The organism is Chelatococcus sp. XZ-Ab1 (assembly GCF_029309855.1).
GTDB classification, from domain to species: Bacteria; Pseudomonadota; Alphaproteobacteria; order Rhizobiales; family Beijerinckiaceae; genus Chelatococcus_A; species Chelatococcus_A sambhunathii.
In genome coordinates this window covers 315,109-340,657 of sequence record NZ_JARKII010000001.1, presented here as the reverse complement: position 1 = coordinate 340,657, position 25,549 = coordinate 315,109, and the positions used below count along the sequence as shown (strand labels likewise).

The 25,549-nt window shown below is 68.1% G+C and carries 23 protein-coding genes; 14 read left to right on the top strand and 9 right to left on the bottom strand.

Going from position 1 to position 25,549, the window contains the following annotated elements:
* The first annotated feature begins 401 nt into the window (after nucleotides 1–401).
* On the top strand, nucleotides 402–1,505 hold the full coding sequence (locus P2T65_RS01715; protein WP_276199087.1) for an extensin family protein: 1,104 nt from the start codon (nucleotides 402–404) through the stop codon (nucleotides 1,503–1,505).
* Here P2T65_RS01715 and dapB read toward each other — a convergent pair whose 3' ends face one another.
* A complete protein-coding gene (gene dapB, locus P2T65_RS01710; protein ID WP_063189938.1) occupies nucleotides 1,506–2,309 on the bottom strand; it encodes a 4-hydroxy-tetrahydrodipicolinate reductase in 804 nt (267 codons plus the stop codon). It lies immediately after the preceding gene.
* 96 nt (nucleotides 2,310–2,405) lie between these two features.
* The gene (locus P2T65_RS01705; protein WP_055457544.1) at nucleotides 2,406–6,002 is read right to left on the bottom strand and encodes a hydantoinase B/oxoprolinase family protein; all 3,597 of its coding nucleotides are present in this window, start codon (nucleotides 6,000–6,002) and stop codon (nucleotides 2,406–2,408) included.
* 230 nt (nucleotides 6,003–6,232) lie between these two features.
* Between P2T65_RS01705 and P2T65_RS01700 the strand changes: the two genes are divergently transcribed.
* The 8 genes from P2T65_RS01700 (at nucleotide 6,233) to P2T65_RS01665 (ending at nucleotide 12,742) form a co-directional block, all read left to right on the top strand.
* On the top strand, nucleotides 6,233–7,207 hold the full coding sequence (locus tag P2T65_RS01700) for a TRAP transporter substrate-binding protein (protein WP_276199086.1): 975 nt from the start codon (nucleotides 6,233–6,235) through the stop codon (nucleotides 7,205–7,207).
* A 211-nt stretch (nucleotides 7,208–7,418) separates the two neighbouring features.
* Nucleotides 7,419–7,976, top strand: a complete 558-nt coding sequence (locus P2T65_RS01695; protein ID WP_063189942.1) for a TRAP transporter small permease subunit — start codon at nucleotides 7,419–7,421, stop codon at nucleotides 7,974–7,976.
* A gap of 3 nt (nucleotides 7,977–7,979) precedes the next feature.
* Nucleotides 7,980–9,287 carry a TRAP transporter large permease subunit gene (locus P2T65_RS01690; protein WP_276199085.1) on the top strand — a complete coding sequence of 436 codons (1,308 nt, stop codon included), beginning with the start codon at nucleotides 7,980–7,982 and terminating at the stop codon, nucleotides 9,285–9,287.
* Nucleotides 9,288–9,305: 18 nt separating this feature from the next.
* The gene (locus P2T65_RS01685; RefSeq protein ID WP_055457548.1) at nucleotides 9,306–9,860 is read left to right on the top strand and encodes a winged helix DNA-binding protein; all 555 of its coding nucleotides are present in this window, start codon (nucleotides 9,306–9,308) and stop codon (nucleotides 9,858–9,860) included.
* Nucleotides 9,861–9,944: 84 nt separating this feature from the next.
* Nucleotides 9,945–10,427 (top strand): hypothetical protein, encoded by a 483-nt coding sequence (locus P2T65_RS01680; protein WP_071924065.1) that lies wholly within the window; start codon nucleotides 9,945–9,947, stop codon nucleotides 10,425–10,427.
* 10 nt (nucleotides 10,428–10,437) lie between these two features.
* Nucleotides 10,438–11,136, top strand: coding sequence for a ribonuclease T2 (locus tag P2T65_RS01675; RefSeq protein ID WP_072249418.1), 699 nt, complete (start codon nucleotides 10,438–10,440; stop codon nucleotides 11,134–11,136).
* A 13-nt stretch (nucleotides 11,137–11,149) separates the two neighbouring features.
* Entirely contained in the window at nucleotides 11,150–11,995 is an 846-nt protein-coding gene (rlmJ, locus tag P2T65_RS01670) for a 23S rRNA (adenine(2030)-N(6))-methyltransferase RlmJ (protein WP_071924066.1), read from the top strand.
* Nucleotides 11,996–12,139: 144 nt separating this feature from the next.
* Nucleotides 12,140–12,742: a glutathione S-transferase gene (locus P2T65_RS01665; protein ID WP_055457551.1), complete on the top strand. Its 603-nt coding sequence runs from the start codon at nucleotides 12,140–12,142 to the stop codon at nucleotides 12,740–12,742.
* A gap of 130 nt (nucleotides 12,743–12,872) precedes the next feature.
* Here the strand turns inward: P2T65_RS01665 and P2T65_RS01660 are convergent, their stop codons facing one another.
* The gene (locus tag P2T65_RS01660; RefSeq protein ID WP_055457900.1) at nucleotides 12,873–13,550 is read right to left on the bottom strand and encodes an outer membrane protein; all 678 of its coding nucleotides are present in this window, start codon (nucleotides 13,548–13,550) and stop codon (nucleotides 12,873–12,875) included.
* Between the two features lie 575 nt (nucleotides 13,551–14,125).
* On the opposite strand from P2T65_RS01660, the gene P2T65_RS01655 reads away from it, so the two are divergent.
* On the top strand, nucleotides 14,126–14,920 hold the full coding sequence (locus tag P2T65_RS01655) for a glycosyltransferase family 2 protein (RefSeq protein ID WP_055457552.1): 795 nt from the start codon (nucleotides 14,126–14,128) through the stop codon (nucleotides 14,918–14,920).
* Here the strand turns inward: P2T65_RS01655 and pgeF are convergent.
* The 3 genes from pgeF to lgt are packed head-to-tail and all read right to left on the bottom strand — an operon-like array spanning nucleotide 14,910 to nucleotide 17,700.
* Nucleotides 14,910–15,722 (bottom strand): peptidoglycan editing factor PgeF, encoded by an 813-nt coding sequence (gene pgeF / locus P2T65_RS01650; protein WP_276199084.1) that lies wholly within the window; start codon nucleotides 15,720–15,722, stop codon nucleotides 14,910–14,912. The genes P2T65_RS01655 and pgeF overlap by 11 nt on opposite strands.
* Nucleotides 15,719–16,831 (bottom strand): class I SAM-dependent methyltransferase, encoded by a 1,113-nt coding sequence (locus P2T65_RS01645; RefSeq protein ID WP_276199083.1) that lies wholly within the window; start codon nucleotides 16,829–16,831, stop codon nucleotides 15,719–15,721. The genes pgeF and P2T65_RS01645 overlap by 4 nt, the downstream gene beginning before the upstream one ends.
* On the bottom strand, nucleotides 16,828–17,700 hold the full coding sequence (gene lgt / locus P2T65_RS01640) for a prolipoprotein diacylglyceryl transferase (protein ID WP_071924069.1): 873 nt from the start codon (nucleotides 17,698–17,700) through the stop codon (nucleotides 16,828–16,830). Before lgt ends, P2T65_RS01645 begins: the two co-directional genes overlap by 4 nt.
* A gap of 210 nt (nucleotides 17,701–17,910) precedes the next feature.
* Between lgt and P2T65_RS01635 the strand changes: the two genes are divergently transcribed.
* The 4 genes from P2T65_RS01635 to P2T65_RS01620 all read left to right on the top strand — a co-directional run bounded on the left by P2T65_RS01635 (nucleotide 17,911) and on the right by P2T65_RS01620 (nucleotide 22,638).
* On the top strand, nucleotides 17,911–18,189 hold the full coding sequence (locus P2T65_RS01635) for an accessory factor UbiK family protein (RefSeq protein WP_055457556.1): 279 nt from the start codon (nucleotides 17,911–17,913) through the stop codon (nucleotides 18,187–18,189).
* Between the two features lie 202 nt (nucleotides 18,190–18,391).
* Nucleotides 18,392–19,054 (top strand): deoxyribonuclease V, encoded by a 663-nt coding sequence (gene nfi, locus P2T65_RS01630; RefSeq protein WP_055457901.1) that lies wholly within the window; start codon nucleotides 18,392–18,394, stop codon nucleotides 19,052–19,054.
* A 143-nt stretch (nucleotides 19,055–19,197) separates the two neighbouring features.
* Nucleotides 19,198–20,217 carry a MaoC family dehydratase gene (locus P2T65_RS01625; RefSeq protein WP_276199082.1) on the top strand — a complete coding sequence of 340 codons (1,020 nt, stop codon included), beginning with the start codon at nucleotides 19,198–19,200 and terminating at the stop codon, nucleotides 20,215–20,217.
* 108 nt (nucleotides 20,218–20,325) lie between these two features.
* Nucleotides 20,326–22,638, top strand: coding sequence for a mechanosensitive ion channel domain-containing protein (locus P2T65_RS01620; protein ID WP_276199081.1), 2,313 nt, complete (start codon nucleotides 20,326–20,328; stop codon nucleotides 22,636–22,638).
* A gap of 3 nt (nucleotides 22,639–22,641) precedes the next feature.
* Here P2T65_RS01620 and P2T65_RS01615 read toward each other — a convergent pair whose 3' ends face one another.
* The 3 genes from P2T65_RS01615 to P2T65_RS01605 form a co-directional block, all read right to left on the bottom strand.
* Entirely contained in the window at nucleotides 22,642–23,181 is a 540-nt protein-coding gene (locus P2T65_RS01615) for an adenine phosphoribosyltransferase (protein ID WP_055457558.1), read from the bottom strand.
* A 127-nt stretch (nucleotides 23,182–23,308) separates the two neighbouring features.
* On the bottom strand, nucleotides 23,309–24,178 hold the full coding sequence (locus P2T65_RS01610; protein WP_055457559.1) for a cytochrome c1: 870 nt from the start codon (nucleotides 24,176–24,178) through the stop codon (nucleotides 23,309–23,311).
* A 43-nt stretch (nucleotides 24,179–24,221) separates the two neighbouring features.
* Nucleotides 24,222–25,505, bottom strand: coding sequence for a cytochrome b/b6 (locus P2T65_RS01605; protein WP_055457560.1), 1,284 nt, complete (start codon nucleotides 25,503–25,505; stop codon nucleotides 24,222–24,224).
* Between the last annotated feature and the right edge of the window lie 44 nt (nucleotides 25,506–25,549).

The following is a 25,549-nucleotide window of genomic DNA, read 5'->3' as shown; positions in this document are numbered from 1 at the left end:
CGATGTTCAAACGTGACAGCAGCGTCAGGCCCATAGGTGACCTCCATGGGTTTGACCTAGGGGACGGAATCTAGCAGCAACAGGCGGCCTTGCGAAGCGCCAAATGTTGTGCAACGCGGCATGGCCTCGGTACAACATCCTTTATCGTTCGTTAAATGGTTCATTCCCTTTCGCTTTTCGCCAGCCACAGGCTGGGGATTACGATACCCCGGGGAACGCACTCCATCAGCTCGATTCCAGTAATTCTGAAAATCACTTCGAGCAAAGGCAGCAATATTGCTCCGCAAGGCCATCATACGAAACGTCGCACGTGCCGGCCAAGGTTTTGTCAACGTTGAAGAAACGTTAGGACTATCCCTGCATCCTCCGGCGCAGAAGGGGGCGCGCGGAGAGTTGCGTTGATGGCGCGCAGGTTTGCGACATTCGCCGCGGCGATACTGGCCTGTGCCGGCGTCGCCGGTTGCGGGCTGATGACATTCGAGAAGCGCGAGGCATGGCGCAGCGAGGCGGAATCGGCCTGCCTCGCGCAGAAGCTCGTGCAGCCGTCGGCCTATATCGAGCCGATGAAGCCGATCTCCGGCCCCGGCGCCTGCGGCATGGATTATCCCTTCCGCGTCAAGGCCTTCGCCAGCGGCGAGATCGGCCTGACGTCCAAGGCGGTGCTCGCCTGCCCCGCGATCTCCACCTTCGACACCTGGCTGATCGAGGTCGTCCAGCCCGCCGCCTCGCTCTATTTCGGCGCGCCGGTGATCGAGTTGCGGGCCGGGTCCTATTCGTGCCGCTCGATGAACAACCAGGCGGGCGCGCGCAAGTCGGAGCACTCCTACGGCAACGCCGTCGACGTCATGGCCTTCCACCTGTCGGACGGACGCAAGATCACGGTCGCCAAGGGGTGGAAGGGTGATCCGGTGGAGCAGGACTTCCTGCGCGAGGTCTTCGTCGGCTCCTGCCGCTATTTCTCGACGGTGCTCGGCCCGGGCTCGGACGCATTCCACTACGACCATTTCCATCTCGATCTCGCCCGGCATGCCAAGGGCCGGACGATCTGCAAGCCGGTCATCAAGTTCACGCCGCGCCTCGTGCCCGGGCAGTATGACGCGCGCCCCCGGCAGGCCGCTCCCTATGGCGGCGAGCCGGCCTACACGCCCCGGCCGGCCGGGCCGGTCTACAAGGGCTACGACCGCCCCGGCGGCAGCCCCATGACCATCCACGACCAGCCGCTCGGCGAGGGAGAGGACGAGGGCGGCGCCGTTATCGACGAGGAATATCTCGGCATGTCGTCCACCAGGACGCCGCCGGGATGGCAGGTCGGGCCGGCGCCGGCCAGCGCGCCGCCGATGGCGACGAGCCACGCCGCGCCGGTCTACGGACAGCAGGACCGGCCGGCCACCTATCAGGCTCCGCCCGCCTATCCGACGCAGAGCTATGCCGCCCCGCCTCCGCGCCCGCGGACCGACGGCACGCTCGGCGTGCTGCGGCCGCCGGGCCTCGTCGGCGGCTCCTGATCAGTCCATGATGCTGTCGAGGCCGCGCCTGAGCCCCGGCTTCTCCGCCACCTTCCGCACGGCGAGCAGCGTGCCGCCGACGTAAGGGGCGGCCGAGGACCCGGCGTCGTGCCGCAGCGCCAGGCGCTCGTCATCGAGTCCGAACAGGACCTCGCAGGACAGGCGGTAGCCGGGCATGCGCACCGAATGCACCTGCACCGGCGTCGACAGGCCGATGGCGCCGCCGCGCGTCTCGCGGATGCCGGTCAGATCGTCGATCGGCCGAGAAGTCGGATGCTGGCGCTCGAAGGACAGCGTCTCTGCGAGTTCCCGTGCCGTGCCCGACGGCACGTCCGGCTTCTGCGCCGCCGCATAATCGATGATCTCGACATCCGGCACATACTTGGCCGCTTCGAGCGCGAAGCGCTTCATCAGCGTGGCGGTGATGGAGAAGTTGCCGGCGGCGATGACGCCGATGCCCCGCTCCTCCGCCGCATCGTCGATCTCGGCATAATCCTCAGCCCCGAGCCCCGACGTTCCGACGACGACGTGGCAGCCGGCGGCGATCGCCTTCAGGGCATGCTCCTTTACCGCGCCCGGCTTGGTGTAGTCCACGAGCACGTCCGCCTGCACCGCGAGCGCCGCGTCGACATCGGGTACGATCTCGACTCCGATCGGGCCGATGCCGGCCACCTCGCCCGCATCGCGCCCGGCGGCCGAGCGCGCCACCGCCGCGACCAGCGCAAGGTCGGGCGCCTCGTGCACGGCCGCGACGAGCGCCCTGCCGACCCAGCCGGTCGCGCCTGCAATGATGACCCTGATCATGCTCCGGCTCCTCCTTCTCGGATGGGCGCCCGCTGCGCCCGCCCCAGCCTTCCTCCTTGCCGATTCGCGCCGGCCCGGCATCGTTGCCCGGACGGATCACGCCTTGCCATAGCCGCCGCCGGTCGGCGTGACGATGGTGATGGCCTCGCCTGCCTCGATCAGCGTCTGGTCGCAACCGCCGAGTTCCTCGATGCGCCCGTCCCTGCGGCGCACGAGGTTGCGGCCCGCCTCGCCCGGCTCTCCCCCCAAGAGCCCGAAGGGCCGCACACGGCGGTGGCCGGAGAGGATGGCGCAATCCATCGCCTCGCGGAAGCGGATGGTGCGGCTGGTGCCGTTGCCGGCATGCCAACGTCCCTTGCCGCCCGAGTTCGGCCGGATATGGAAGTCTTCCAGCACGACGGGAAAGCGCGTCTCAAGGATTTCCGGATCCGTGAGGCGCGAGTTGGTCATGTGCGTATGCACGCCGTCGGCTCCGTTGAAGCCCTCGCCCGCGGGGGCGCCGGAGCAGATGGTCTCGTAGTACTGGTACTGGTCGTTGCCGAAGGTGAGATTGTTCATGGTGCCCTGGGCGGCCGCCAGCGCACCGAGCGCACCGAACAGGCAGTTCGTCACGGCCTGGCTCACCTCGACATTGCCCGCGACTACCGCCGCCGGATAGCGCGGCGACAGCATCGAGCCTTCCGGCACGACGATATTGATGGGCCTGAGGCAGCCCGCGTTCATGGGGATCTCGTCATCAACCATGACGCGGAAGACATAGAGCACGGCCGCGCGCGTCACCGGCGCGGGCGCGTTGAAATTGTCGTCCCGCTGCGGCGACGTGCCGGTGAAGTCAACGGTCGCCTCGCGCTTCTCCTTGTCAACCGTGATCTTCACGCGGATGAAGCAGCCTTGGTCCATCTCATATTCGAAGGAAGAATCGTGCAGCCGATCGAGCACACGGCGCACGCTCTCGGCCGCGTTGTCCTGCACATGGCCCATGTAGGCCTCGACCACGTCGAGCCCGAAATGAGCGATCATCTTCTTGAGTTCGGCCACGCCCTTCTCGTTGGCGGCGATCTGTGCCTTGAGGTCGTTGACGTTCTGGACCACGTTGCGCGCGGGATATTTCGCGCCGAGGAAGAGGTCGATCAGTTCCTTCTCGCGGAAACGGCCCTGATCGACGAGCTTGAAATTGTCGATATACACGCCCTCCTCCTCGATGGTGCGGGCGCGCGGCGACATGGACCCCGGCGCCGTGCCGCCGACATCGGCATGATGCCCACGGCTCGCCACCCAGAAGAGGATGTTCTCGCCCTTGTCGTCGAAGACGGGCGTGCACACCGTGATGTCCGGCAGATGCGTGCCGCCGTTGTAGGGCGCGTTGAGCACATAGACGTCGCCGGGGCGAATGACGGGGTTCTGGCGGATGACCGTCTCCACCGAGCGGTCCATGGAGCCGAGGTGCACCGGCATGTGCGGCGCATTGGCGACAAGCCGTCCCTCGCGGTCGAAGACAGCGCAGGAGAAGTCGAGCCGCTCCTTGATGTTCACCGAATAGGCGGTGTTCTGCAGAGTCACGCCCATCTGCTCGGCGATGGACATGAAGAGATTGTTGAAGATCTCCAGCATCACCGGGTCGGCCTCGGTGCCGATGGCGGCGCGCTTGGGCAGCGCCTTCACCCGCTCGAGCACGAGGTGGTCCTTGCCGGTCAGCTGCGCTTCCCAGCCGTCCTCGACGACCACCGTCTGGTTGGGCTCGATGATGATCGCCGGCCCCGGCATACGAGCACCCGCCCTTAGATCCTGCCGCAGGAAGACACCGGCATCGTGCCAGCGGCCCTGGCTGAAGAAGCGCGTCGTGCGGTGCGGCCTCGCCGGTGCGGCCTGCACATCACCTGCCGCGTCCTCCGCGAAACGCGCGCCGCCGCCGACGGTCTCCACCTCGACGGCCTCGATGACGAGCCCCTTGGTATCGTCGATGAAGCCGAAGCGGCGGCGATGCGCATCCTCGAAGGCGGCCTGCATGGCGGCCACATCCCCCGCCGCTACGGCGAGCGCGGTGTCGGTGCCGGCATAGCGCACATGGGCGCGCACGAAGGTCTCGATGTCGGAGCGCGCGATGCCCTGCCCCTCGAGCTCGGCGAGGCATTCGGCGGCGAGCGCGTCGCCCAGCGCGGCGACCGCAGCCGGGGCGGCGGCATCGAGCGGCACATCGAGCGCCTTCTGTCGCGTGGCGCGCACGTCGGCAAGACCCATGCCATAGGCGGAGAGAAGGCCCGAGAAGGGATGCATCAGCACCTTCGTCATGCCGAGCGCATCGGCCACGAGGCAGGCGTGCTGGCCGCCAGCCCCGCCGAAGGAGTTGAGCGCATAAGTCGTGATGTCATAGCCGCGCTGCACCGAGATCTTCTTGATGGCCTCCGCCATGTTGGCGACCGCGATCTGGATGAAGCCGTCGGCCACCTCCTCGGGGCTGCGCCCGTCGCCGACCTCGCCGGCCATGGCCGCGAAGGCGGCGCGCACAGCCTCGGCATCAAGCGCCTCGTCCTGCGCGGGGCCGAAGATCTTCGGGAAGAATTCCGGCATCAGCTTGCCGAGCATGACATTGGCGTCGGTCACGGCGAGCGGCCCGCCGCGACGATAACACTTGGGGCCCGGATTGGCGCCGGCCGAATCGGGCCCGACGCGGAAGCGCGAGCCGTCGAAATGCAGGATCGAGCCGCCGCCCGCAGCGACCGTGTGGATGAGCATCATCGGCGCACGCATGCGCACACCGGCGACTTCGGTCTCGAAGGCGCGTTCGTATTCGCCGTCGAAATGGGCGACGTCCGTCGAGGTGCCGCCCATGTCGAAGCCGATGACGCGGTCAAACCCGGCGGACTTGCCTGTCTCGGCCATGCCGACGACGCCGCCGGCCGGCCCCGAGAGGATGGCGTCCTTGCCCTGGAACAGATCGGCGGCCGTGAGACCGCCCGAGGACATCATGAACATGAGGCGCGCCCCGGTGCGGGCAATGTCGAGTTCCTCCGACACCTGCGCCACGTAGCGTCGCAGGATCGGCGAGAGATAGGCGTCGACCACCGTGGTGTCGCCGCGCCCGACGAGCTTGACGAGGGGCGAGACCTCGTGGCTGACCGAGACCTGAGTGAAACCCATGCGGCGGGCGAGTTCCGCCACCGCCTGCTCGTGGGCCGGATAGCGGTAGGCGTGCATGAAGGCGATGGCGAGCGCATCGATCCCCTCGGCCCGGATGCCGGCGAGCTGCACCTCGACCTGCGTCAGGTCCGGCGCCATCTCGACCGTACCGTCGGCGAGCACCCGCTCCTCGATCTCGACGACGCTCTCGTAGAGCTCTTCGGGCTTGATGATGTTGCGGGCGAAGATCTTCGGCCGCGCCTGGTAGCCGATGCGCAGGGCATCACGAAAACCCTTCGTGGTGATGAGCGCGACGCGGTCACCCTTGCGCTCGAGCAGCGCGTTGGTGGCCACGGTCGTGCCCATGCGCACGTCGCCGATGAGGCCGGCGGGGATCGCCTCGCCCCTGGCAAGGCCGAGATGGTCGCGGATGCCCTGGACGGCGGCATCGCGGTAGGCTTCCGGATTCTCGGAGAGGAGCTTGCGCGCGTGCAGCCTGCCCTGCGGGTCACGCGCGATGACGTCCGTGAACGTGCCGCCGCGATCGATCCAGAAATCCCACCGACCTGCCATCATGCTCTCCCGATGTCCGAAATTGCGCTGGGCTTCGTGCCGGCCTCGCGGCGCGTCGGCCGCTGCCGAGACGCTCCCGCCGACGCCGTCGAGCCCCTCCCGGGCCGCAGCGCATGAGATGAGAGAAGCAGGACGATGACAAAACGTCAACAATTTGTTGACATGAAATTCGACGCCGCTAGCATGCGAAGATCGGCGCGCGAAGGGGCGCGCGCCGCACGGGAGAGATTGTCATGAACGTTTTGACGCGCGCTGCCGCGGGCCTCGGCCTTGCGGCGCTTCTTGCCTCACCGGCCGTGGCTCAGACGAAGTGGGACCTGCCGACGCCCTATCCGGACGGCAACTTCCACACCAAGAACATCGTCCAGTTCGCCGAGGACGTGAAGGCGGCGACCGGCGGCTCGCTGCAGATCACGGTCCACGCCAACCAGTCGCTGATCAAGCACCCCGACATCAAGAACGCCGTGCGCAGCGGCACGGTGCCCGCCGGTGAGCTGCTCGTCTCGCGCCTCGCCAACGAGAGCCCGATCTACGAGGTCGATTCGGTTCCTTTCCTCGCCTCGAGCTATGATGCCGCGAAGAAGCTCTATGCCGCTCAGAAGCCCATCCTCGAGAAGAAACTCGGCGAGCAGGGCCTGATGCTGCTGTTCTCCGTCGCCTGGCCGCCGCAGGGCATCTTCGCCAAACAGGAGCTCAACACCCTCGCTGACCTCAAGGGCGTCAAGTTCCGCGCCTATTCGAAATCGACAGAGCGCGTCGCCCAGCTCGCCGGCATGGTTCCGGTGCAAATCGAGGCCTCCGACATCGCCACGGCCTTCGCCACCGGCCGCGTCGGCGCGATGATCACCTCGCCTTCCACCGGCACCGATTCCAAGGTGTGGGATTTCCTCAGCCACTACTACGACACCCAGGCCTGGCTGCCGCGCAACATGGTCATCGTCAACAAGGCAGCCTTCGACAAGCTGAGCGACGCCGAGAAGCAGGCGGTACGCGAGGCGGCCAGGAAGGCCGAGGAGCGCGGCTGGGAGATGAGCGCCATCGAGACCGAGGAGAAGACGGACCTGCTCGCCAAGAACGGCATCAAGGTCACCGCCCCCTCCGACGACATGAAGAAGGGCTTCGCCGAGATCGGCGCCACCATGACCGCCGAATGGGAGAAGGCTGCGGGCGAGGACGGCAAGGCCATCCTCGACGCCTATCGCAACTGAGGACAGGGCCTTCCCGCGTCGGAGCCCATCGCGGATCGATCGCTCCAAGGGCTCCGGGAGCCACCCCTCCCCCCGCTTGCGGTGGGAGGGGACAGCACCGCCGGTTTGCATCTCACCGCCGCATGACCCGGCGCCCTCGATGCAATGATCCGCACCGCCCCGGCGGCGTTGACGCCTGTCTTTCATCATCCTGCCGGCAGGAGGAGGCCTCATGCGCGCGGCCCTCGACCGTCTCTATTCATTGTCGCTCTGGCTCGCTGGCCTCTGCCTCGTCGCCATCGCTGTCCTCGTCGGCCTGCAGGTCGGCGCCCGCCTGCTCGACAGCGCTCTGCGCACGCTTGGGCTCGAGCAGACCGGCTTCATCGTGCCCTCGCTCGCCGAGATCGGCGGCTTCCTGCTCGCGGCGGCGAGCTTCCTTGCGCTCGGTGCCAGCCTCAAGGCCGGCAGCCATATCCGCGTGACCATGCTGCTCGCCCTCGTCGGCGAAGCGCGCCGCAGACCGATGGAGCTGTTCGCACTAGGCGTTTCCGCCCTCGCGAGCGGCTACGGCACCTGGTACACGGCCAAGCTCGCCCTGGATTCGTGGACTTTCAACGAGAAATCCTATGGCATCGTGCCTGTGCCGCTCGTCATCCCGCAGGCGAGCCTCGCCATCGGCCTCGCCATACTGACCATTGCCATCCTCGACGAACTGCACGAGACCGCGGTGCGCGGACGTCCGTCCTTCCGCTCGGCAGAAGACGCCATCGCCGTCGGCAAGGAGGCCTGAGCGATGGACGCCGTCACGCTCGCGAGCCTGCTCATCGTCGTCCTCTTCCTCGTCCTCGGCACCGGCACCTGGATCGCGCTAGCTCTCGGCATCGTCGCCTATGCCGGCATGGTCATCGCCGTCTCGGCGCCGCCAGGCCAGGTGCTCGCCACCTCCGTCTGGGGCGCGGCGACGTCGTGGGACCTCACCGCCCTGCCGATGTTCATCTGGATGGGCGAGATCCTCTACCGCACCCGCCTGTCGCAGGACATGTTCTCCGGCCTTGCGCCGTGGATGCGCGCCCTGCCGGGCCGGCTCCTGCACGTCAACGTCGTCGGCTGCACGATCTTCGCTGCCGTCTCCGGCTCCTCGGCCGCAACCTGCGCCACCATCGGCCGCATCTCGCTGCCGGAGTTGAAGAAGCGCGGCTATGACGAGCGCCTCGCCATCGGTACGCTCGCCGGCGGTGGCACGCTCGGCCTGCTCATCCCGCCGTCGCTGATCATGATCGTCTACGGCGCGGCAACCGAGCAGTCGATCGCGCGCCTGTTCATCGCCGGCATCGTGCCGGGCATCGTCGTTGCCGGCCTCTTCATGGCCTATGTGGGCGGCTGGGCACTCCTCAACCCCGGTCGCATGCCCGAGCGCGAGCCAAGCATGCCACTGCGCGAGCGCCTTGCTGCCGGCTGGCGGCTCATCCCCGTCATCCTCCTCATCCTCGGCGTCATCGGCTCCATCTACGGCGGCTTCGCCTCGGCGACGGAGGCGGCGGTCGTCGGCGTCGCGCTGTCGCTCGTCATGTCGCGCGCCATGGGCACGCTCGACTGGGCAAGCTTCCGCGACGGGCTGCTCGGCGCCACACGCACCTCCTGCATGATCGCCTTCATCCTCGCCGGCGCGGCCTTCCTGACGACGGCGATGGGCTTCACGGGCATCCCGCGGGCGCTCGCCGAATGGATCGGCGCCATGAACCTCAGCCCGTGGCAGCTGCTGCTGGCGCTGACGCTGTTCTACATGGTGCTCGGCTGCTTCCTCGACGGCATCTCGATGGTGGTGCTGACGACGGCGGTCATCATGCCGCTCGTCCAGGCCGCGGGCTTCGACCTCATCTGGTTCGGCATCTACATCGTCATCGTCGTCGAGATGGCGCAGATCACGCCGCCCGTCGGCTTCAACCTCTACGTGCTGCAGGGCATGACCGGACGGAGCATCTTCCGCATCGGCCTCTATGCCCTGCCCTTCTTCCTCATCCTCGCCGTTGTGGTTGCCCTGCTCGCGATCTTTCCCGATCTCGCGCTATGGCTGCCGCGCACCATGCTCGAGGCCGGCTGAGAGCTTGCGGAGGTCGCCATGACGAAGAACAGCACAGACAATGCCCCAGCGGAGGCCCGGGAGTGGCCCGCACTCGGCCCCATCGTCTCCTCGGCCCATCTCGCCTCAGGCGCCCTGCCGGCCTTGTCGGAGTTCGAGTTCGGTCTCATCCTCGTCAGCCATGCCTTCCATCGCTGGATGGTGCGCGGCATGGCCGCCGCGGGGGTGCCGGACCTGTCGCCACTCGACGTGCTCGTGCTGCACTCCGTCAACCACCGCGGCAAGGGCAAGAAGCTCGCCGACATCTGCCTCGTCCTCAATGTCGAGGATACCCACCTCGTGACCTATTCGGTCAAGAAGCTGGAGCGGCTGAAACTCGTGAAGAGCGGCCGCACCGGCAAGGAGAAGACGGTCGCCGTTACCGCCGAGGGCGAAGCCGCCTGCCTGCGCTATCGTGCCATCCGCGAGCAGTTGCTCGTGCGCGCGGTCCGCGGCCTCGGCCTCGACGAGAGCGCCCTGTCGCAGATCGCGAGCAACATGCGGGCGCTGTCCGGCCATTACGACCAGGCCGCCCGCTCTGCCGCTTCACTCTGAGGCAGGGGTGCGCCGCTTGACCTTCGCGGCCGCGCCGCGCATCGTCCGCCACACGACCTTCACTCGATACGTGTGGAGAGAGCGATGCGCGCCTTATTCGCCTTGTCCGTCGCAGCCGTTATCATAAGTCCCATGGCCATTGCCGCCGACTACGACCGGACCATCGCCTATCGCGCCGGCCCGGCTCATCCTTACGACACCGTCCCGGCCGAGCGCCGGGAGGTGCCGTGGACGGGCCGCGTACCCGCCTGCGACGACCCGGCCGTGCTCTCCGACATCCGGGAGCGCTTCGCCACCACCGAAGCGCGCTACTGGGCCTCCTCGCTCAGCATCACCAGCTTCGAGCACATCCGCTCCCTGGGCTATCGTCCCTGGAGCGCGAGCTACATTCCACGCCGCTTCTGCGCGGCCCGGTCCTGGACGTCCGACGGGCGCAAGCGCACGGTCTATTACTCCGTGCGCGAGGATCTCGGGCTTGCCGGCTGGGGCTGGAACGTCGAATGGTGCGTCAGCGGGCTCGACCGCTCCTATGCCTATGGCGGCCACTGCCGCGCCGCCCGCCCCTGAAAGCGCGCCGATGCCGAGATCGAAGGGGCGGCCCCGCCTCACCGGCCGCAGAGCGGGGCTGGCCATCTGCGCGAGCCTGAGCGCCCTTCTGCTCGCGGGCGGTGCCGATGCCGCCGGGCCCGAGCGGGGCGGCCGCCCAGGCGCGTTCGACTTCTACGTGCTTGCCCTCTCCTGGTCGCCGGGCTTCTGCGCGCTGTCCGACAAGGCCGACGAACGCGAGCAGTGCCGTGACGGGGCTGGCCTCGGCTTCGTCGTGCACGGCCTGTGGCCGCAGCATGAGCGGGGCTATCCGACCGACTGCGCCAACGTGCCACGCAATCCCTCGCGCGCCGCCGTCGCCGAAGCCGCGGGGCTCTATCCGGACGAGGGCCTCGCGCGCTATCAGTGGCGCAAGCATGGCACCTGCTCCGGCAGGAGCCCGAGCGACTATTTCGCCGACGTGAAGCGCGCGCGCGACATGGTGACCATTCCGCCGCAGCTGCAGAGCCCGGCCGGGGACCAGGCCTTCACGCCCATCGACCTCGAACGCGCCTTCGTCGCCGTCAACAAGGGCCTCAGGACCGACATGATGTCGATCGTCTGCCGGCGCGGCGTGCTGCAGGAGGTGCGCATCTGCCTGACGAAGGACCTGCGCGGCTTCCGCACCTGTCCAGAGGTCGACCGCAGCGGCTGCCGCTTCGGCGATCTCAAGGTCGAGGCGCCGCGGTGAGGGCCTTACCGACATGAACTACCGTCACGCCTATCACGCCGGCAATTTCGCCGATGTGATGAAGCACGCGCTGCTTGCGCGCATCCTCGTCCATCTCCTGAAGAAGGACGCGCCGTTCCGCGTCATCGACACCCATGCCGGCATCGGGCTGTACGATCTTGCCGGCGAGGAAGCCGAGAAGACCGCGGAATGGCGCAACGGCATCGGCCGGCTAGAGGCGCCGCTGCCCCAGGAGGCCGAGGCGTTGATCGCTCCCTACCGGGCCGCCATCGCCGCCGTGCGCGCCCGCCACGGGGAGAGCACTTATCCCGGCTCGCCGATGCTTGTCTCGGCCATGCTGCGCCGGCAGGACCGCGCCATCGCCGTCGAGAAGCACCCGAAGGACGCCCAAACGCTCACCCGCACCCTGACCTACGACCAGCGCATCAAGGCCGTCGCGCTCGACGGCTGGACCGCGCTCCACGCCATGATCCCGCCGCCCGAGCGGCGCGGCCTGGTGCTCATCGACCCGCCCTTCGAGGAGCCGGGTGAACTCGGACGGCTGGCAGAGGAGATCGCCCGCGCCTGGAAGAAGTGGCCGACCGGCCTCTTTGCCGGCTGGTACCCGATCAAGGACGTGCGTGCCATCGACGCCTTCGCCGCGCGCCTCGCCGCGAGCGGCACACGCAAGGTGTTGCGCCTTGAACTGATGGTGACGGACGGGCGCGACGCGGCGCGCCTCAACGGCTCCGGCCTCGTCGTCGTCAACCCGCCGTGGACGCTGAAGGAGGAGGCCGAGGTCCTGCTGCCGGCCCTCGCCAGGCGCCTCGCGCAGGGCGCCGGCGCCGGCTTCCAGGCCGAATGGATCGCCGGCGAGTGACGGCCCGCACCGGCCCCGTCCCCCCTGCCATGCGTCACGGGCGCTTGCCCGCACAAGGCCGGCCCGTCACAAAGCTTGCCACGGCTGACGACAGGTCAGCCGCTGCCGATTCGCCTTCAGACCACACGAGGAGAAGCCTCGCCCATGCTCGTCCTGCGTTCGTCTCCCGCCTCTCCCTTCGGCCGCAAGGTTAAGATCGCCGCCGCCATTCTCGGCCTCTCCGACCGCATCGAGATCGTGCCGGCCGATACGACCGACCCGAGCGATTCGCTGCGCCGGCAGAACCCGCTCGGCAAGATCCCGGCTCTTGTCCTAGAAGACGGGCGCGTTCTCTATGATTCTCGGGTGATCGCCGAATATCTCGACCACCTCGCCGGCGGCGGCCTCCATCCGGCCGGAGAGAAGCGTTTCGATGCGCTCACGCGCCAAGCGCTCGCCGATGGCATCATGGATGCGGCCATCCTGCAGGTCTACGAGGGCCGCTTCCGCGGTCCGGACAAGCACGAGCCGAAATGGGTAGAGCACCAGGCCGGCAAGGTCGCACGGGCCCTCGCCTCGGCTGCCGCCGCCCCGCCGCGTCTTGCCGATGGCATCGACATCGGCCATGTCGCGCTCGCCTGTGCCCTCGGCTATCTCGACCTGCGCTTCGGCGGCGCATGGCGCCGCGAGCATCCGGCGCTCGTCGCCTGGCTCGACGACTTCGCGCAGCGCGTGCCCTCCTTCGAGGCGACGAAGGTTTCGGCGTGACGCCCCAGCCCGGCCTGCCCGCCCCAGGACCGGCTCTTTCAAAGCGTTGGGGAACTGCCGCCCCGGCCAATAAAAAACCCGGCGACCGAAGTCGCCGGGTCTTGAGGAACCGGTTTGAACCGGAAGCCGATTAGAACTTGTAGTTCAGACCGGCGCGGACGACCGAGAACTGGGTCTCCGCCTTGTTGGCACCGTAGTAACGGTTGTCGCCGAGGTCGACGTAGAGGTATTCGGCCTTGGCGGTGATGTTGTTGGTGAAGGCGTACTCAAGGCCGGCACCGAGCGTCCAGCCGACGTTGGTCTCCGACTTCGAGAAGGCGAGGCCAGCCGTGGCGTCGATGCCCGAGAACTTCGTCTCGCCGTAGGCAAGACCACCCGTCACGTAGATGAGGGCGCGGTCGAAGGCGGCGCCGACGCGGGCACGGACGGTGCCGAAGTACTCCACCTCGCCGCGGCCGGTGCCGATGTTGCCGTTGGCGAACGTCGTGGCAGCGGTCTTGCCCTTGAGGTCAGCGTACTGGATGTCCGTCTCGAGACCGACGACGAACTGGCCGATCTGGTAGTTGTAGCCGATCTGACCACCGCCGACGAAGCCGTCCGGATCATCGAAGCCTGCAGCCTTCGAGAACTCGCCCCAGCCGTAACCGGCGTTCACACCGACGTAGAAGCCGGTCCAGGTAAAGATCGGAACGACCGGAGCCGGAGCGACGGGAGCGACGTTGCGGCTCGGAAGGTCGGCAGCGAACGCCGCGGCGCCGGAAGCGATGAGGCCGGCAGCAGCAACACCCGCGAGAAGAATCTTTTTCATCATTTAACTCCTTCATGCTTCCCGCGGACCAGGGCCCGCCCGGAAGTTGCACCCTTCTAACCGAACCTCTGCCGGCTGTCTGTTGCCGCACCGCCACAGGCCCCTTTGGCGACTATGGCTGAAAAGTGACGGAAGCCGGGAGAAATGTGGGACCACCTTCAGGCGGGCGGCGCAAGAGCGGCTGGCACCTTCCGCGCGAGCGTATTAAACTGTTGTTTTTATTTCTTTTTCCCTCTTCGCTGCGGCATTAACCAACCGTTCATCATGCCCTTCTCAGCCTCGTTCCGGGCGTTATGGCGCAGCCTTCGCGGCGTGCCTGCCCGGTTGCTGCATTGCAGCTATGCCTAACGAACACTTAAGAGGCCGCCGCGCGACACTTGCTGCCGGATTGCGAACGCGCGAAGCGAGGGTGGAAGCGCGATCAGTCGCCCATCCCTCCTGCGATACCGGAGGGCCGCTTTGCAGGCTCGCGTTGCGCTGAAAAGGCGCCCCGCGCGGCGGCCTTCCATGGCGCGAGAGTCTTGCCGCGGGCCCACCCGCATGCCAAAGGCAGGCGAGAACTCAGGGTGTGATACGTGAGCCTGCCTCTCTCCATCTTCGTCATCGCGCACAACGAAGCTGACCGCATCGGCCGGACCCTCGAGGCGGTGCGGCACCTGACGGATGACCTCGTCGTCGTCGATTCGGGCTCGACGGACGGGACCGTCGCGGTTGCCGAGGCACACGGGGCCCGCGTCGTCTTCAACCCCTGGCCCGGCTACGGCCCGCAGAAGCGCTTCGCCGAGGACCAGTGCCGACACCCCTGGCTGTTCAACATCGACGCGGACGAGGTCGTGCCTCCGGATCTCGCGGCAGAGATCGCCGCCCTGTTCGCCTCCGGCGATCCCGCGGCCGATGCCTATGAGACGCGGATCGCCGAGATCTTCCCGGGCGAGGCGGCGCCGCATCGTCTCGCCTACGCCCTGGCGCCGGTCCGGCTCTACCGGCGCAACATCGGTCGCTATTCCGATTCGACGGTGCACGATCGGGTCGTGCTCGCCCCCGGTGCGCGCGTGCGTCGGCTCAAGGGCACCATTCACCACTTCTCGGTGCGCTCGCTCGGTGACCAGCTCGCCAAGCTCAACAGCTACACCGACGCCCAGGCGGACAATCTCGATGAGCGTGGCGAGCGGGTCTCGATGCTGCGGCTCTACCTCGAGTTTCCGGCAGCTTTCATCAAGGCCTATTTCGGCCGCCGGCACTTCGTGCGCGGGGTCTACGGCTTCATGACGGCGATGAACTTCGCCTTCTACCGCTATCTGCGCGTCGCCAAGCACGTCGAGCGGCGCCTGCGCACCGAGGCCACCGAAAAGGGCCGGCTTACGAAGTGAGCGTGATCGCCGCGATCAGCCGGCCGTAGTCCGCCTCGCCACGGTGGGTCGCCCGCCGATAGCTGTAGAAGCGTTCCTCGTCGCCATAGGTGCACAGGCCGAGGTCAATGAAACGACCGACGCCGGCCGCCGCCATGCGCGCACCGATGAATCCCGGCAGGTCGAACATGGCATGGTCCGCCCGCTGCGCGGGCGTAAAGAAGCGCCCACAGGCCGGGTCGGCCGCGCGGAACTGGGCGACGAATTCCGGCCCGACCTCGTAGGCCGATGCACTGATCGTAGGCCCGAGCACGGCGGTCATGCGCCCGCGCTCCGCGCCGAGCGCCTCCATCGCCACGACCACCGCCTCGACGATGCCGGAAAAGGCACCGCGCCAGCCGGAATGGGCGGCGCCGATGACTCGCGCCTCGGGATCGGCGAAGAGCAGCGGCCCGCAATCGGCCGTGGAGATGGCGAGGCCGATGCCCGCCACCCGGGTCACGCAGCCGTCGGCCTTCGGCCGCGCATCCGCCGGCCACGGCGTCTCGACGGTCACCACGTCCGGCGAATGGACCTGGTGGAGTCCGAGCAGGCTCTCGGCCGGCAGCCCGAGCCGGGCCGCCATGCGGCGGCGGTTCTCGCGCACGGCGGCCGCGTCGTCGCGCGAGCCGGTGCCGCCGTTGAGCGAGCCGTAGATGCCACCAGAGACGCCACCACGGCGCGTGAAGAAGGCGTGGCGGATGCCGCCGAGCGCGGCGAGCGCCTCCGCCTCGATCGCCTCCGCCGTCGCACTGTCCGCAAAGGCCCTGTCCGGTGCGTTCATGGTTCTTCCCCGCTTGCCTCGGCCGGTGTCGTCAGGCGGTCGAAGCCCGGCAGCATCGGCAGGTCCGGATGCGTCACCGCCATCACCTTGAACAATTCCCCCATCCCGGTGCGCCCGCCCTCTACCAGCCGCTCACGCTGACCGGCGATGGCCCGGGCCTGATCGGGACTGCCCGAGCGCTGCAGCCGATCCGCCCGCGCGCCAAGCCCGAGCGCCTCGAGGAAAACCCGCTGCGTGACAGGCCCCTGCAGCACGGCGCCGGCGGCGAGCGCCGCCCGCCCGAGGGCGGCGAAATCCACATGCGCCGTCAGGTCCGCCTCGCCCGGCTCGGCCAGCGGATCGACCGGCTTGTGATTCTTCATCGCCTGCAGCGTGTCGCCCGGCGCCGTCGCGAGATGGCCGTAGTCGATGGCGAGCAGCGCCCCGCCGTCGGCCGCGAGCCGCTGGGCGAGGGCGCGCATGATGCCGTGACCGACGAGCGGCACCTCCAGCACCGCCCCCTCCCCCGCCTGCTGCGTCAGCCGCGGCTCCGGCTCCGCCGCAAGGCCGAAGACGAGACGCCCGTCCGCTCCGAGGCCGACGAGCCGCTCGCGCCAGACGCCGCCCTGGCGCACGAACTGGCGCACCGGCAGGGCGTCGAAGAACTCGTTGGCGACGATGATGGCCGGCCCCGGCGGCAGGTCCTCGACCCGGTCGTGCCAGTGGAGCGCCGCGACGCGCCCGGCGAGCGAGGCCTTCTGCGCCGCGCGCAGCACCGGGCTCGTCTCGACGAGATGGACGTCGACCGCCTCAGAGAAGCCGGGCAGCACGCGGCCGGCGCGCAGCAGGTCCGCCATCAGCGTGCCCCGGCCGGGGCCGAGCTCGACGAGGCGCAGCTTGCCGGGGGCGCCCATCGTCTGCCAGACGGACGCCACCCACAGGCCGACGAGTTCGCCGAACATCTGCGACACTTCCGGCGCCGTGATGAAATCCCCCGCCCGGCCAAACGGGTCGCGCGTCATGTAATAGCCGTGGCGCGGGTGGCCGAGGGCGAGCGCCATGAAGCGCTCGACCGATATCGGTCCCTCGGCGGCGATGATGGCGGCGATTTCGTTCTTGAGCCGGCTCATGCCGCTGCTCCCCTTCCGCCGGCCGGCAGCGGCTCGCGCCGCAGGGCCCGCCAGATGAGGAAGAGTCCGGCAGCGAGCAGCGGCAGGCTGAGCAGCATGCCCATGGTCACGCCGCCCTCGAGCGCCGAGACCTCGCGGCCGAAGAGGAAGCCGAGCTGCGGATCCGGCTCGCGGAAGAACTCGCAGACGCTGCGCGCCACCGCATAGCCGGCGGCGAAGGCGCCGGCGACGAGGCCAGGCCGGCGAAAGCCGGCGACGCGCACGACGAGCGCAAGGAGCACGAACAGAAGGAGCCCCTCCGAAAAGGCCTCGTAGAGCTGGCTCGGGTGGCGCGGCACTGGCCCGGCGCCGGGAAAGACGACGGCATAGGGAAAGTTAGGCGCCGGCCGCCCCCACAGCTCCGCATTGATGAAATTGGCAATGCGACCGAAGAAGAGGCCGATGGGCGCCACCGTCGCGGCGAGGTCGAACATCGTCAAAACCGAAAGCCCGCGCCGGCGCGCCAGCCAGACGACGCCGAGCGCCGCCCCGACAAGGCCGCCGTGGAAGGACATGCCGCCCTTCCACACCGCGAAGATCTCCGCCGGCTGCGCGAGATAGTGCGGCAGATTGTAGAAGAAGACGTAGCCGAGGCGTCCGCCGAGAACGACACCAAGCGCGGCATAGACGAGCAGGTCGTCGAGATCGGTCTGTGTCGGCTGCGGGCCCGCCCCGCTCCAAAGGCCCGGCCGGCGCACCAGGGCGCGCGCATACCACCAGCCGCCCAAGAGCCCGGCGATGTAGGCGAGCGCATACCAGCGGATGGCGAGCGGCCCGATGCTGATAGCTACCGGATCGATCGTGGGGAAGGCGATTGCAAAGGTTGGCATCTCGATCTCGTCGGCGGATCGTCCCGGCAGTCTTCGCGCGACTTTCCCGACCACGGATGCGGCGTCAACCCCACACCGCGTCAGCCTGCGACGACAGGACCGGCAATAGCACGGGAAACGGGCCCGAGTGCGACAATCTTTTCGTGAGAAGGGGCCACCCGCCTGCCGCACTTGTGCTATAGCCAAGCCGAACTGCGCGAGGAGGCAGCCATGACCCAGACCACCGGCCGGATTTTCGACGACATCGCCCGCCTCGTCACCGACGCCGCCGGCATGGCCGAGGGCGCCCGCCGCGAGGTGGAAGCTGTCGTCCGCGCCCAGATGGAACGCATGCTGCGCAGCATGGACGTGGTCAGCCGCGAGGAATTCGACGCCGTTCGCGACATGGCCGCAGCCGCCCGTGACGAGAACGAGCGTCTCGCCGCCCGGATCGCCGAGCTTGAGGCGCGCCTCGCCCGCGACGAGCAGGACGCGGCGGAGCGGGAATAGCAGGGCGCAAGCCGAACGCGCACCCGAACCCGGCACAAGAAGCCACCGGCTGTGCTGGCGTGCCCGTACCGGAGACCGATTCTGCCAGCGGATCCACGGGGCGTCGAGCGAGCCGGTGAAGCTGATGAGGCTGTCGCTCGCGGAGGGCGCGGTCGGTGTTTCCGCCATTGCGGCATGCATCGCCGCCTGCCATGAAGGGTTCATGAAGCTCCATCCCCGCCATGGCTGGGCCGTGACACCGCGTGACGCCGTCGTCCTGCAGCAGGACTTAAGGGGCGAGATCGATACGAGCCGGCCGCTGTCCCTGCCCGACGTCCGGCTCATTGCCGGCGTCGACGTTAGCATCAAGAACGGCCTCTCGCGTGCAGCCGTCGTCGTCACCAGTCTGCCGGATTTCGCCGTGATCGAGACGGTGCTCGCCACGCGGCCGACACCCTTCCCCTACGTGCCCGGCCTGCTCAGCTTCCGCGAAGGACCAGTGCTGGAAGAAGCCTTCAGTAAGCTCGGCACCGAGCCGGACGTCTTCATCTTCGACGGCATGGGCATCGCCCATCCACGGCGCATCGGCATTGCCAGCCACATGGGCCTGTGGCTCGAGAAGCCGACCATCGGCTGCGGCAAGACGCTGCTCGTCGGCCGTTTCGAGGCGCTCGGGCTGAAGAAGGGCGCCGCCGCACCGCTTGTCGACAAGGGGGAGACGATCGGCGTCGCCTTGCGCACGCGCGAGCGCGTCAGTCCCGTCTTCATCTCCCCGGGCCACCGCATCGACCTCGCGAGCGCCGTCGCCGTGACGCTCGCCGCGACGACACGTTTCCGGCTGCCTGAGCCGATCCGCCTCGCCCATGCCGCCGCCGGCACGCTGTGAGCTAGCGCGGGCGCGTGCATTTGGCCAAGGGCAGAATTGCTCCGGCGCCCGTCGTCGAGGCGCGGCCTTTCCGCTATAGCCCAAGTTGGGGCCCGCTGCCCGGCGCGACCTCGTCTGCCGGGCTCACGATCGGCGAGGTGTTCATGGCGCTCACTCATTACGAGGATTTCGAACCCGGCATCCGCCTGTCCCTCGGCCCCCGCCCCATCACCATGGACGAGATCGTCGCCTTCGCGCGGCAATACGACCCGCAGCCGATGCACACGGACCCCGAGGCGGCGAAGGAGAGCCTCGCCGGCGGGCTGATCGCCTCGGGCTGGCACAGCTGCGGCATCGTCATGCGCATGATCGCAGACGGCTTCATCCTCGCCTCCACGGGCCAGGGTGCCCCGGGCATCGAGGAAGTGCGCTGGCTGCGGCCGGTGCGGCCGGGCGACGATCTCACGCTCACGGTCGAGGTGCTGGAGCGCCGCCCCCTGCGCAGCCGGCCGGAGATCGGCATGGTCCGCTTCCGCATGGTGCTTGCCAACGGGGCGGGCGAGGACCTGCTGCAGCAGACCAACTGGGTCATGTTCCGGCGCCGCGATCCCCGCCGGGAGGCCGAAGCCGCTACTTCGATCGCAGCGCGGGGCCACCAGGTCGCGACGCCGGATCTGCCCGCAGCCCGGCCCTCCCCGGACCATGCGCGTTTCCTGGACGATCTCGTGCCCGGCGAGACGGCTTCGCTCGGCACCTATCAGTTCACCCCCGAGGAGATCGTCACCTTCGCGCGCGCTTACGACCCGCAGCCGTTCCACGTCGATGCGGAGGCGGCCCGGCGCTCCCTGTTCGGGGGGCTCTGCGCCTCCGGCTGGCACACGGCCGCCGTGTGGATGAAGCTGATGGTGGCGCACTGGGAGCGGCAGCGGCAGGCCGCCCTGTCCCTGCGCTTGCCCGTCCCCAGCCTCGGCCCCTCCCCGGGCTTTCGCGACCTCAAATGGCTGAAGCCGGTCTTCGCCGGCGACGCGCTGACCTATGCGGTGCGCATGGTGGAGGCGCGGCCCTCCGCATCCCGCCCCGGCTGGGGCCTCGTGACCCAGCACAGCACGGCCGTGAACCAGAATGGCGAGCCGGTTTTCGCCTTCACCGGCACCGTGATGTGGCAGCGAGCGCCTGCCGCCTGACGCTGATCACCATGGCCGGCGTTGAAAGCCGGCCCCCGATGTGGTCCCCTTAAGGCGGCGCAGCCGGCTGCGCATCAGCCTTTCAACAGGGGACCTTCTCCGGGATTCATGAAACATTTCATCGCGCTCGTCTGTCTCTGCCTCGCGTCCTTCCTCACTGCAGCCGGCCCGTCGTCCGCCCAGACGACCCCCGCGCCGGCGGCAAGCACGGGCGAGGCGCCGGCGAACACGAGTGTCGATGCGCTCATCAGGATCCTGGAGGACGATGCCGCCCGCCAGGCGCTGATCGACCGGCTGCGGAGCGCAGCCGCGGAACCCGCGCCGCCGGCCGAGGCGCCGACCTTCGCCCGCTGGCTGGCCGAGCACACGACCCAGGCGACGACCGCCCTCAAGGAGGCGCTCGCCTCCGCCTGGGCCTTCACCGAGCGGCTCGGCGAGGTGCTGGCGGGCACAGCATCGCTCGACCTGCCCCGGCTGTGGGACGTCATCGCGAGCCTCGGCTCCGTGATGCTCGTCGCCTTTCTGCTGCTCTTCGCCGCGCGGTTGATCGCCAATCGCTTCCTCGATCGGACGGCGCTGCGGGCCGCAGGTGCCCCACTCGTGACACGCCTCGCCCTCGCGGTCGTCGCGGCGCTGATCGATGCGCTCGCCGTGGTCATTGCCTGGGGCGCCGGCTATCTCATCGCGCTGCAGCTCGGCAGCGAGGCGGCGCTCAGCTTCGGCGAGACGCTGTTCCTCAACGCGCTTATCGTGCTCGAGCTCGGCAAGGTCAGCCTGCGCTTCCTTCTGGCGCCCCGCCATGCCGCTCTGCGGCTGCTGCCGCTCGACGACACCGACGCAAACTACTGGTACTTCTGGCTGAGCCGCCTCGTCAGCCTCGTCGGCTACACCTTCCTGTTCGTCGCGCCGCTCGTCGCGGTCGCCACCACCTTCGCCGCCGCCCGATCCGTGCGCGTCATCGTGCTTTTGGCGGCGCTCTTCATCGGTATCGCCATCATCCTGCAGAACCGCGACGCCGTGCGCGCCCGCCTGTCAACGGCCGGGCGCGAATGGGGCCATGCAACGCGGCAGGTCCTCATCGTCCTCAGCCGCATCTGGCATGTCCTCGCCATCGTCTATCTCGTCGCCCTCTTCGCCGCCTGGCTGTCGAACCCCTTCACCGTCCTGCCCTTCATGCTCAGAGCGACGGTGGAGACCGGCATCGCCGTGCTCGTCGGCAGCCTCGTCACGGCCTTCATCACGCGGGCCCTGCGGGGCGGCATGTCCTTGCCGGACGATGTGAAGGCGCGCCTGCCCCTGCTGGAGGCCAGGCTCAACGCCTTTATTCCCTCGGTGCTGCGCGTTGCCCGGACGCTGGTGCTCGTCCTAGTGCTGCTGGCCATCGCAGACGCCTGGGCTGTCCTTGACCTCGGCGGGTGGCTGGCGAGCGAGACAGGCCGCAACCTCGTGGGCGCCCTGATCTCCACCTCGCTCGTGCTCGTCATCGGCTGGCTCGTCTACGTCGCCGTGTCGAGCTGGGTGGAGTACCGGCTGTCGAACGATTTCGGCCGCGTACCAAGCGCGCGCGAGCGCACCCTGCTCTCCCTCTTCCGCAACGCCTTCACCGTCGTGCTTCTCGTGCTTGTCGGCCTCCTCGCCCTGTCTGAACTCGGCGTCAATATCGGTCCGCTGCTCGCTGGCGCCGGCGTCATCGGCCTTGCCGTCAGCTTCGGCTCGCAGAAGCTGGTGCAGGACATCATCACCGGCGCCTTCATCCAGATTGAGAACGCCATGAACGAGGGCGACGTCGTCAATCTGGGCTCGGTCTCGGGCGTGGTGGAGAAGCTCACCATCCGCTCCGTCGGCATCCGCGACCTCGACGGCATCTATCACCTCGTGCCGTTCAGCGCCGTGACAACCGTGTCCAACTTCATGCGCGGCTTCGCCTTTCACGTCGCGGAGATTGGCGTCGCCTACCGCGAGAACATCCCGCAGGTGAAGGAGGCCATGCACGAGGCCTTCGACAGGCTGTCAAAGACCGAGCATGGCAGCGCCATCATCGGGCCACTCGACATGCAAGGTGTCACGGGCTTTGCCGATTCGGCAGTGAAGGTACGGGCCCGCATCCGCACTCTCGCCGGCCAGCAGTGGAATGTCGGCCGCGCCTACAACGAGATCCTGAAGGCCGTCTTCGACGAGCGGGACATCGAGATCCCCTATCCGCACATCACCGTCTACATGGGACGCGACAAGAAGGGCCATGCGCCGCCCCTGCATATCGTGAACGACCGGCCTGTCGAAGCGGGCGCGGGCGAGGACGCGGCTGCTGCGGCGGCGAAGAAACCGCGCCGGTCAAGGCCACAGCGCCACCGCCCCGAGCGGGCTTCCTCCGGACCGGAGAGGCTGGTGTCCGGCGAACCAGACGATACCGGCAAGCCCTGAGGCTCAGTGCCCTTCGAAGGACATGAGCGTGCGCACGGTGACGCCCATGTCGCGCAGGCGTCGGGCGCCCCCGAGATCCGGCAGGTCGATGACGAAGACGGCTGCGACCACCTCCGCGCCCATCTTGCGCAGCAGCTCGACGGCCGCCGTCGCTGTGCCGCCGGTGGCGATGAGGTCGTCGACGAGGATGACGCGCTCGCCGGGCGCGATCGCGTCGCGGTGCATCTCCATCTCGTCGATGCCGTATTCGAGGGAATAGGCGATCGTCACCGTCTCGTGCGGCAGCTTGCCCTTCTTGCGGATGGGCACGAAGCCGGACGCGAGCTGGTGCGCCACCGCGCCGCCGAGGATGAAGCCACGCGCTTCGATGCCTGCAACCTTGTCGATCTTGGAGCCGGGCCACGGCTGCACCAGTTCGTCCACGGCGCGGCGGAAGGCGCGCGCGTCTCCGAGCAGCGTCGTGATGTCGCGAAAGAGGATGCCGGGCCTTGGATAGTCAGGGATCGTCCGCACCGCTGCCCTGAGATCGCTGCGCTCGTCCATGTCGCTGTTCCACCGTCGGGTTTCGTCAAGTCATCAACCCGGCCGCCCCGCGCGTCAAGAAGCGTCGGAAGCCATCCGCCAATGAAAAAGGCGCCCGAAGGCGCCTTTCCTGGCAGGACGCGGACGCTCAGCCGTGTGCTTCCTCGGCATGTGCACGGGCCCAGATCTTCTTCTTGGTGAAGTAGAGCAGCGCCGCGAAGACGATAAGGAAGATGATGACCTTGAAGCCCATCGCCTTGCGGGCCTCGAGATGCGGCTCGGCCGCCCACATCATGAAGGCCGAGACATCGCGCGAGTACTGGTCGACCGTCTCCGGCACCACCGGGTTGCCGGCCTCGTCCTTCGGGTATTCCACCTGCCCGTCGCTGAGCGGCGGAGGCATGGCGATGGCATGACCGGGCATGTACTCGTTCCAGTACTGCCCCGGCTGCAGTGTGGTTCCCGCCGGCGCCTCGCGGTAGCCTGTCAGCAGCGCGTGGATGTAATCGACGCCGTGCTCGGCATATTCGAAGAAGGGGATGGCATCGACGATGAACAGCGGGAAGCCGCGCTCGTAGGTGCGCGCCTTCGCGAGCAGCGAGAAATCCGGCGGGTAGGCGCCGCCGTTGGCCGCGCGCGCCGCATTCTCGTTCGGGAACGGCGACGGGAAATGATCGGCCGGGCGGCCCGGTCGCTCGAACATGTCGCCCGCCTCGTTCGGCCCGTCCTGGATCTGGTATTCAGCGGCGAGCGCCTTGACCTGACCCTCGGTGAACTCGGGCCCGCCCGGCTGGGAGAGGTTGCGGAAGGCGACACGGCTGAGGCCGTGGCAGCTGGCGCAGACCTCGCGGTAGACCTTGAAGCCTCGCTGCAGCTGGGCACGGTCGAAGGTACCGAAGGGACCGGCAAAGCTCCAGCTCTCGCGCGGCGGCTTCACCTGCTCGGCCGCAGAGGCCGGCACCGCCGCAACGACAGCGGCTGCGAGGAAGCCGGCGATGAGAAGGGTCGTCTTTTTCATGTCGTCATTTCCCCCGCGCCGCAAGGCGCGATCAGCCCCAATCTCAGCCCTTGGAATTCGGCTCGGCACTGGCGCCCGAGGCGAGGCCCACTGGCGCACCGCCATGCTTGCGCAGCACGTCCTCGGCGATGCTGCCTGGCATGGCGCGCGGCTTCTCGATGAGGCCGAGGATGGGCAGGATCACGATGAAGTGCAGGAAGTAGTATGCGGTCAGCACGCGCGAGGCGATGACATAGCCGCCCTCCGGCGGCTTGGCGCCCAGATAGCCGAGACCAATGCAGCACAGCACGAAGACCCAGAACAGCTGCTTGTAGAGCGGCCGGTAGGTGGCCGAGCGCACCCGCGAGGTGTCGAGCCACGGCAGGAAGGCGAGCACCGCGATCGCCGCGAACATGGCGATGACACCGGCGAGCTTGTCCGGGATGGCGCGCAGGATGGCGTAGAACGGCAGGAAGTACCACTCCGGCACGATATGCGCGGGCGTCACCGCCGGGTTCGCCTCGATGTAGTTGTCCGCATGGCCGAGATAGTTCGGGATGTAGAACACGAACCAGGCGAAGAAGACAAAGAAGCAGACGACGGCGAAGAAATCCTTGATCGTCGCGTATGGCGTGAAGGGCACCGTGTCCTTCTTCAGGTTCTTGACGTCGAGGCCGGCCGGGTTGTTCTGCCCCACGACGTGCAGCGCCCAGATGTGCAGGGCCACCACGCCGACGATCATGAAGGGCAGCAGATAGTGCAGCGAGAAGAAGCGGTTGAGCGTCGGATTGTCGACCGAGTAGCCGCCCCACAGCCAGGTCACGATCGGCTCGCCGACGATGGGCAGCGCCGAGAAGAGGTTCGTGATGACGGTGGCGCCCCAGAAGCTCATCTGCCCCCACGGCAGCACGTAGCCCATGAAGGCGGTGGCCATCATCAGGAGGAAGATGATGACGCCGAGGATCCACAGGATCTCGCGCGGGGCCTTGTAGGAGCCGTAGTAGAGGCCGCGGAAGATGTGGATGTAGACCGCGATGAAGAACATCGAGGCGCCGTTGGCGTGCAGGTAGCGCAGCAGCCAGCCGTAGTTCACATCGCGCATGATGTGCTCGATGGACGAGAAGGCCAGCGTCGCATGCGGCGTGTAGTGCATGACAAGCACGATGCCCGTCACGATCTGCGCCACGAGCATGAAGGACAGGATCGCCCCGAACGTCCAGAAGTAGTTCAGGTTGCGCGGCGTCGGGTAGGCGACGAAGGACGAATGGACGAGGCCGACGAGGGGAAGCCGGCTCTCGAACCATTTCGCCACTGCGCTCTTCGGAACGTAGGTGGAATGTCCGCTCATGGTCTTGGGTCGCCTGATGTTGCTCGGTATCGCGGGCGTGATGC

Excerpts from the sequence above, each read along its gene's own strand:
- P2T65_RS01715 (WP_276199087.1), top strand. The coding sequence starts at position 402 with ATGGCGCGCAGGTTTGCGACATTCGCCGCGGCGATACTGGCCTGTGCC.
- dapB (WP_063189938.1), bottom strand. The coding sequence starts at position 2,309 with ATGATCAGGGTCATCATTGCAGGCGCGACCGGCTGGGTCGGCAGGGCG.
- P2T65_RS01705 (WP_055457544.1), bottom strand. The coding sequence starts at position 6,002 with ATGATGGCAGGTCGGTGGGATTTCTGGATCGATCGCGGCGGCACGTTC.
- P2T65_RS01700 (WP_276199086.1), top strand. The coding sequence starts at position 6,233 with ATGAACGTTTTGACGCGCGCTGCCGCGGGCCTCGGCCTTGCGGCGCTT.
- P2T65_RS01695 (WP_063189942.1), top strand. The coding sequence starts at position 7,419 with ATGCGCGCGGCCCTCGACCGTCTCTATTCATTGTCGCTCTGGCTCGCT.
- P2T65_RS01690 (WP_276199085.1), top strand. The coding sequence starts at position 7,980 with ATGGACGCCGTCACGCTCGCGAGCCTGCTCATCGTCGTCCTCTTCCTC.
- P2T65_RS01685 (WP_055457548.1), top strand. The coding sequence starts at position 9,306 with ATGACGAAGAACAGCACAGACAATGCCCCAGCGGAGGCCCGGGAGTGG.
- P2T65_RS01680 (WP_071924065.1), top strand. The coding sequence starts at position 9,945 with ATGCGCGCCTTATTCGCCTTGTCCGTCGCAGCCGTTATCATAAGTCCC.
- P2T65_RS01675 (WP_072249418.1), top strand. The coding sequence starts at position 10,438 with ATGCCGAGATCGAAGGGGCGGCCCCGCCTCACCGGCCGCAGAGCGGGG.
- rlmJ (WP_071924066.1), top strand. The coding sequence starts at position 11,150 with ATGAACTACCGTCACGCCTATCACGCCGGCAATTTCGCCGATGTGATG.
- P2T65_RS01665 (WP_055457551.1), top strand. The coding sequence starts at position 12,140 with ATGCTCGTCCTGCGTTCGTCTCCCGCCTCTCCCTTCGGCCGCAAGGTT.
- P2T65_RS01660 (WP_055457900.1), bottom strand. The coding sequence starts at position 13,550 with ATGAAAAAGATTCTTCTCGCGGGTGTTGCTGCTGCCGGCCTCATCGCT.
- pgeF (WP_276199084.1), bottom strand. The coding sequence starts at position 15,722 with ATGAACGCACCGGACAGGGCCTTTGCGGACAGTGCGACGGCGGAGGCG.
- P2T65_RS01645 (WP_276199083.1), bottom strand. The coding sequence starts at position 16,831 with ATGAGCCGGCTCAAGAACGAAATCGCCGCCATCATCGCCGCCGAGGGA.
- lgt (WP_071924069.1), bottom strand. The coding sequence starts at position 17,700 with ATGCCAACCTTTGCAATCGCCTTCCCCACGATCGATCCGGTAGCTATC.
- P2T65_RS01635 (WP_055457556.1), top strand. The coding sequence starts at position 17,911 with ATGACCCAGACCACCGGCCGGATTTTCGACGACATCGCCCGCCTCGTC.
- nfi (WP_055457901.1), top strand. The coding sequence starts at position 18,392 with ATGAAGCTCCATCCCCGCCATGGCTGGGCCGTGACACCGCGTGACGCC.
- P2T65_RS01625 (WP_276199082.1), top strand. The coding sequence starts at position 19,198 with ATGGCGCTCACTCATTACGAGGATTTCGAACCCGGCATCCGCCTGTCC.
- P2T65_RS01620 (WP_276199081.1), top strand. The coding sequence starts at position 20,326 with ATGAAACATTTCATCGCGCTCGTCTGTCTCTGCCTCGCGTCCTTCCTC.
- P2T65_RS01615 (WP_055457558.1), bottom strand. The coding sequence starts at position 23,181 with ATGGACGAGCGCAGCGATCTCAGGGCAGCGGTGCGGACGATCCCTGAC.
- P2T65_RS01610 (WP_055457559.1), bottom strand. The coding sequence starts at position 24,178 with ATGAAAAAGACGACCCTTCTCATCGCCGGCTTCCTCGCAGCCGCTGTC.
- P2T65_RS01605 (WP_055457560.1), bottom strand. The coding sequence starts at position 25,505 with ATGAGCGGACATTCCACCTACGTTCCGAAGAGCGCAGTGGCGAAATGG.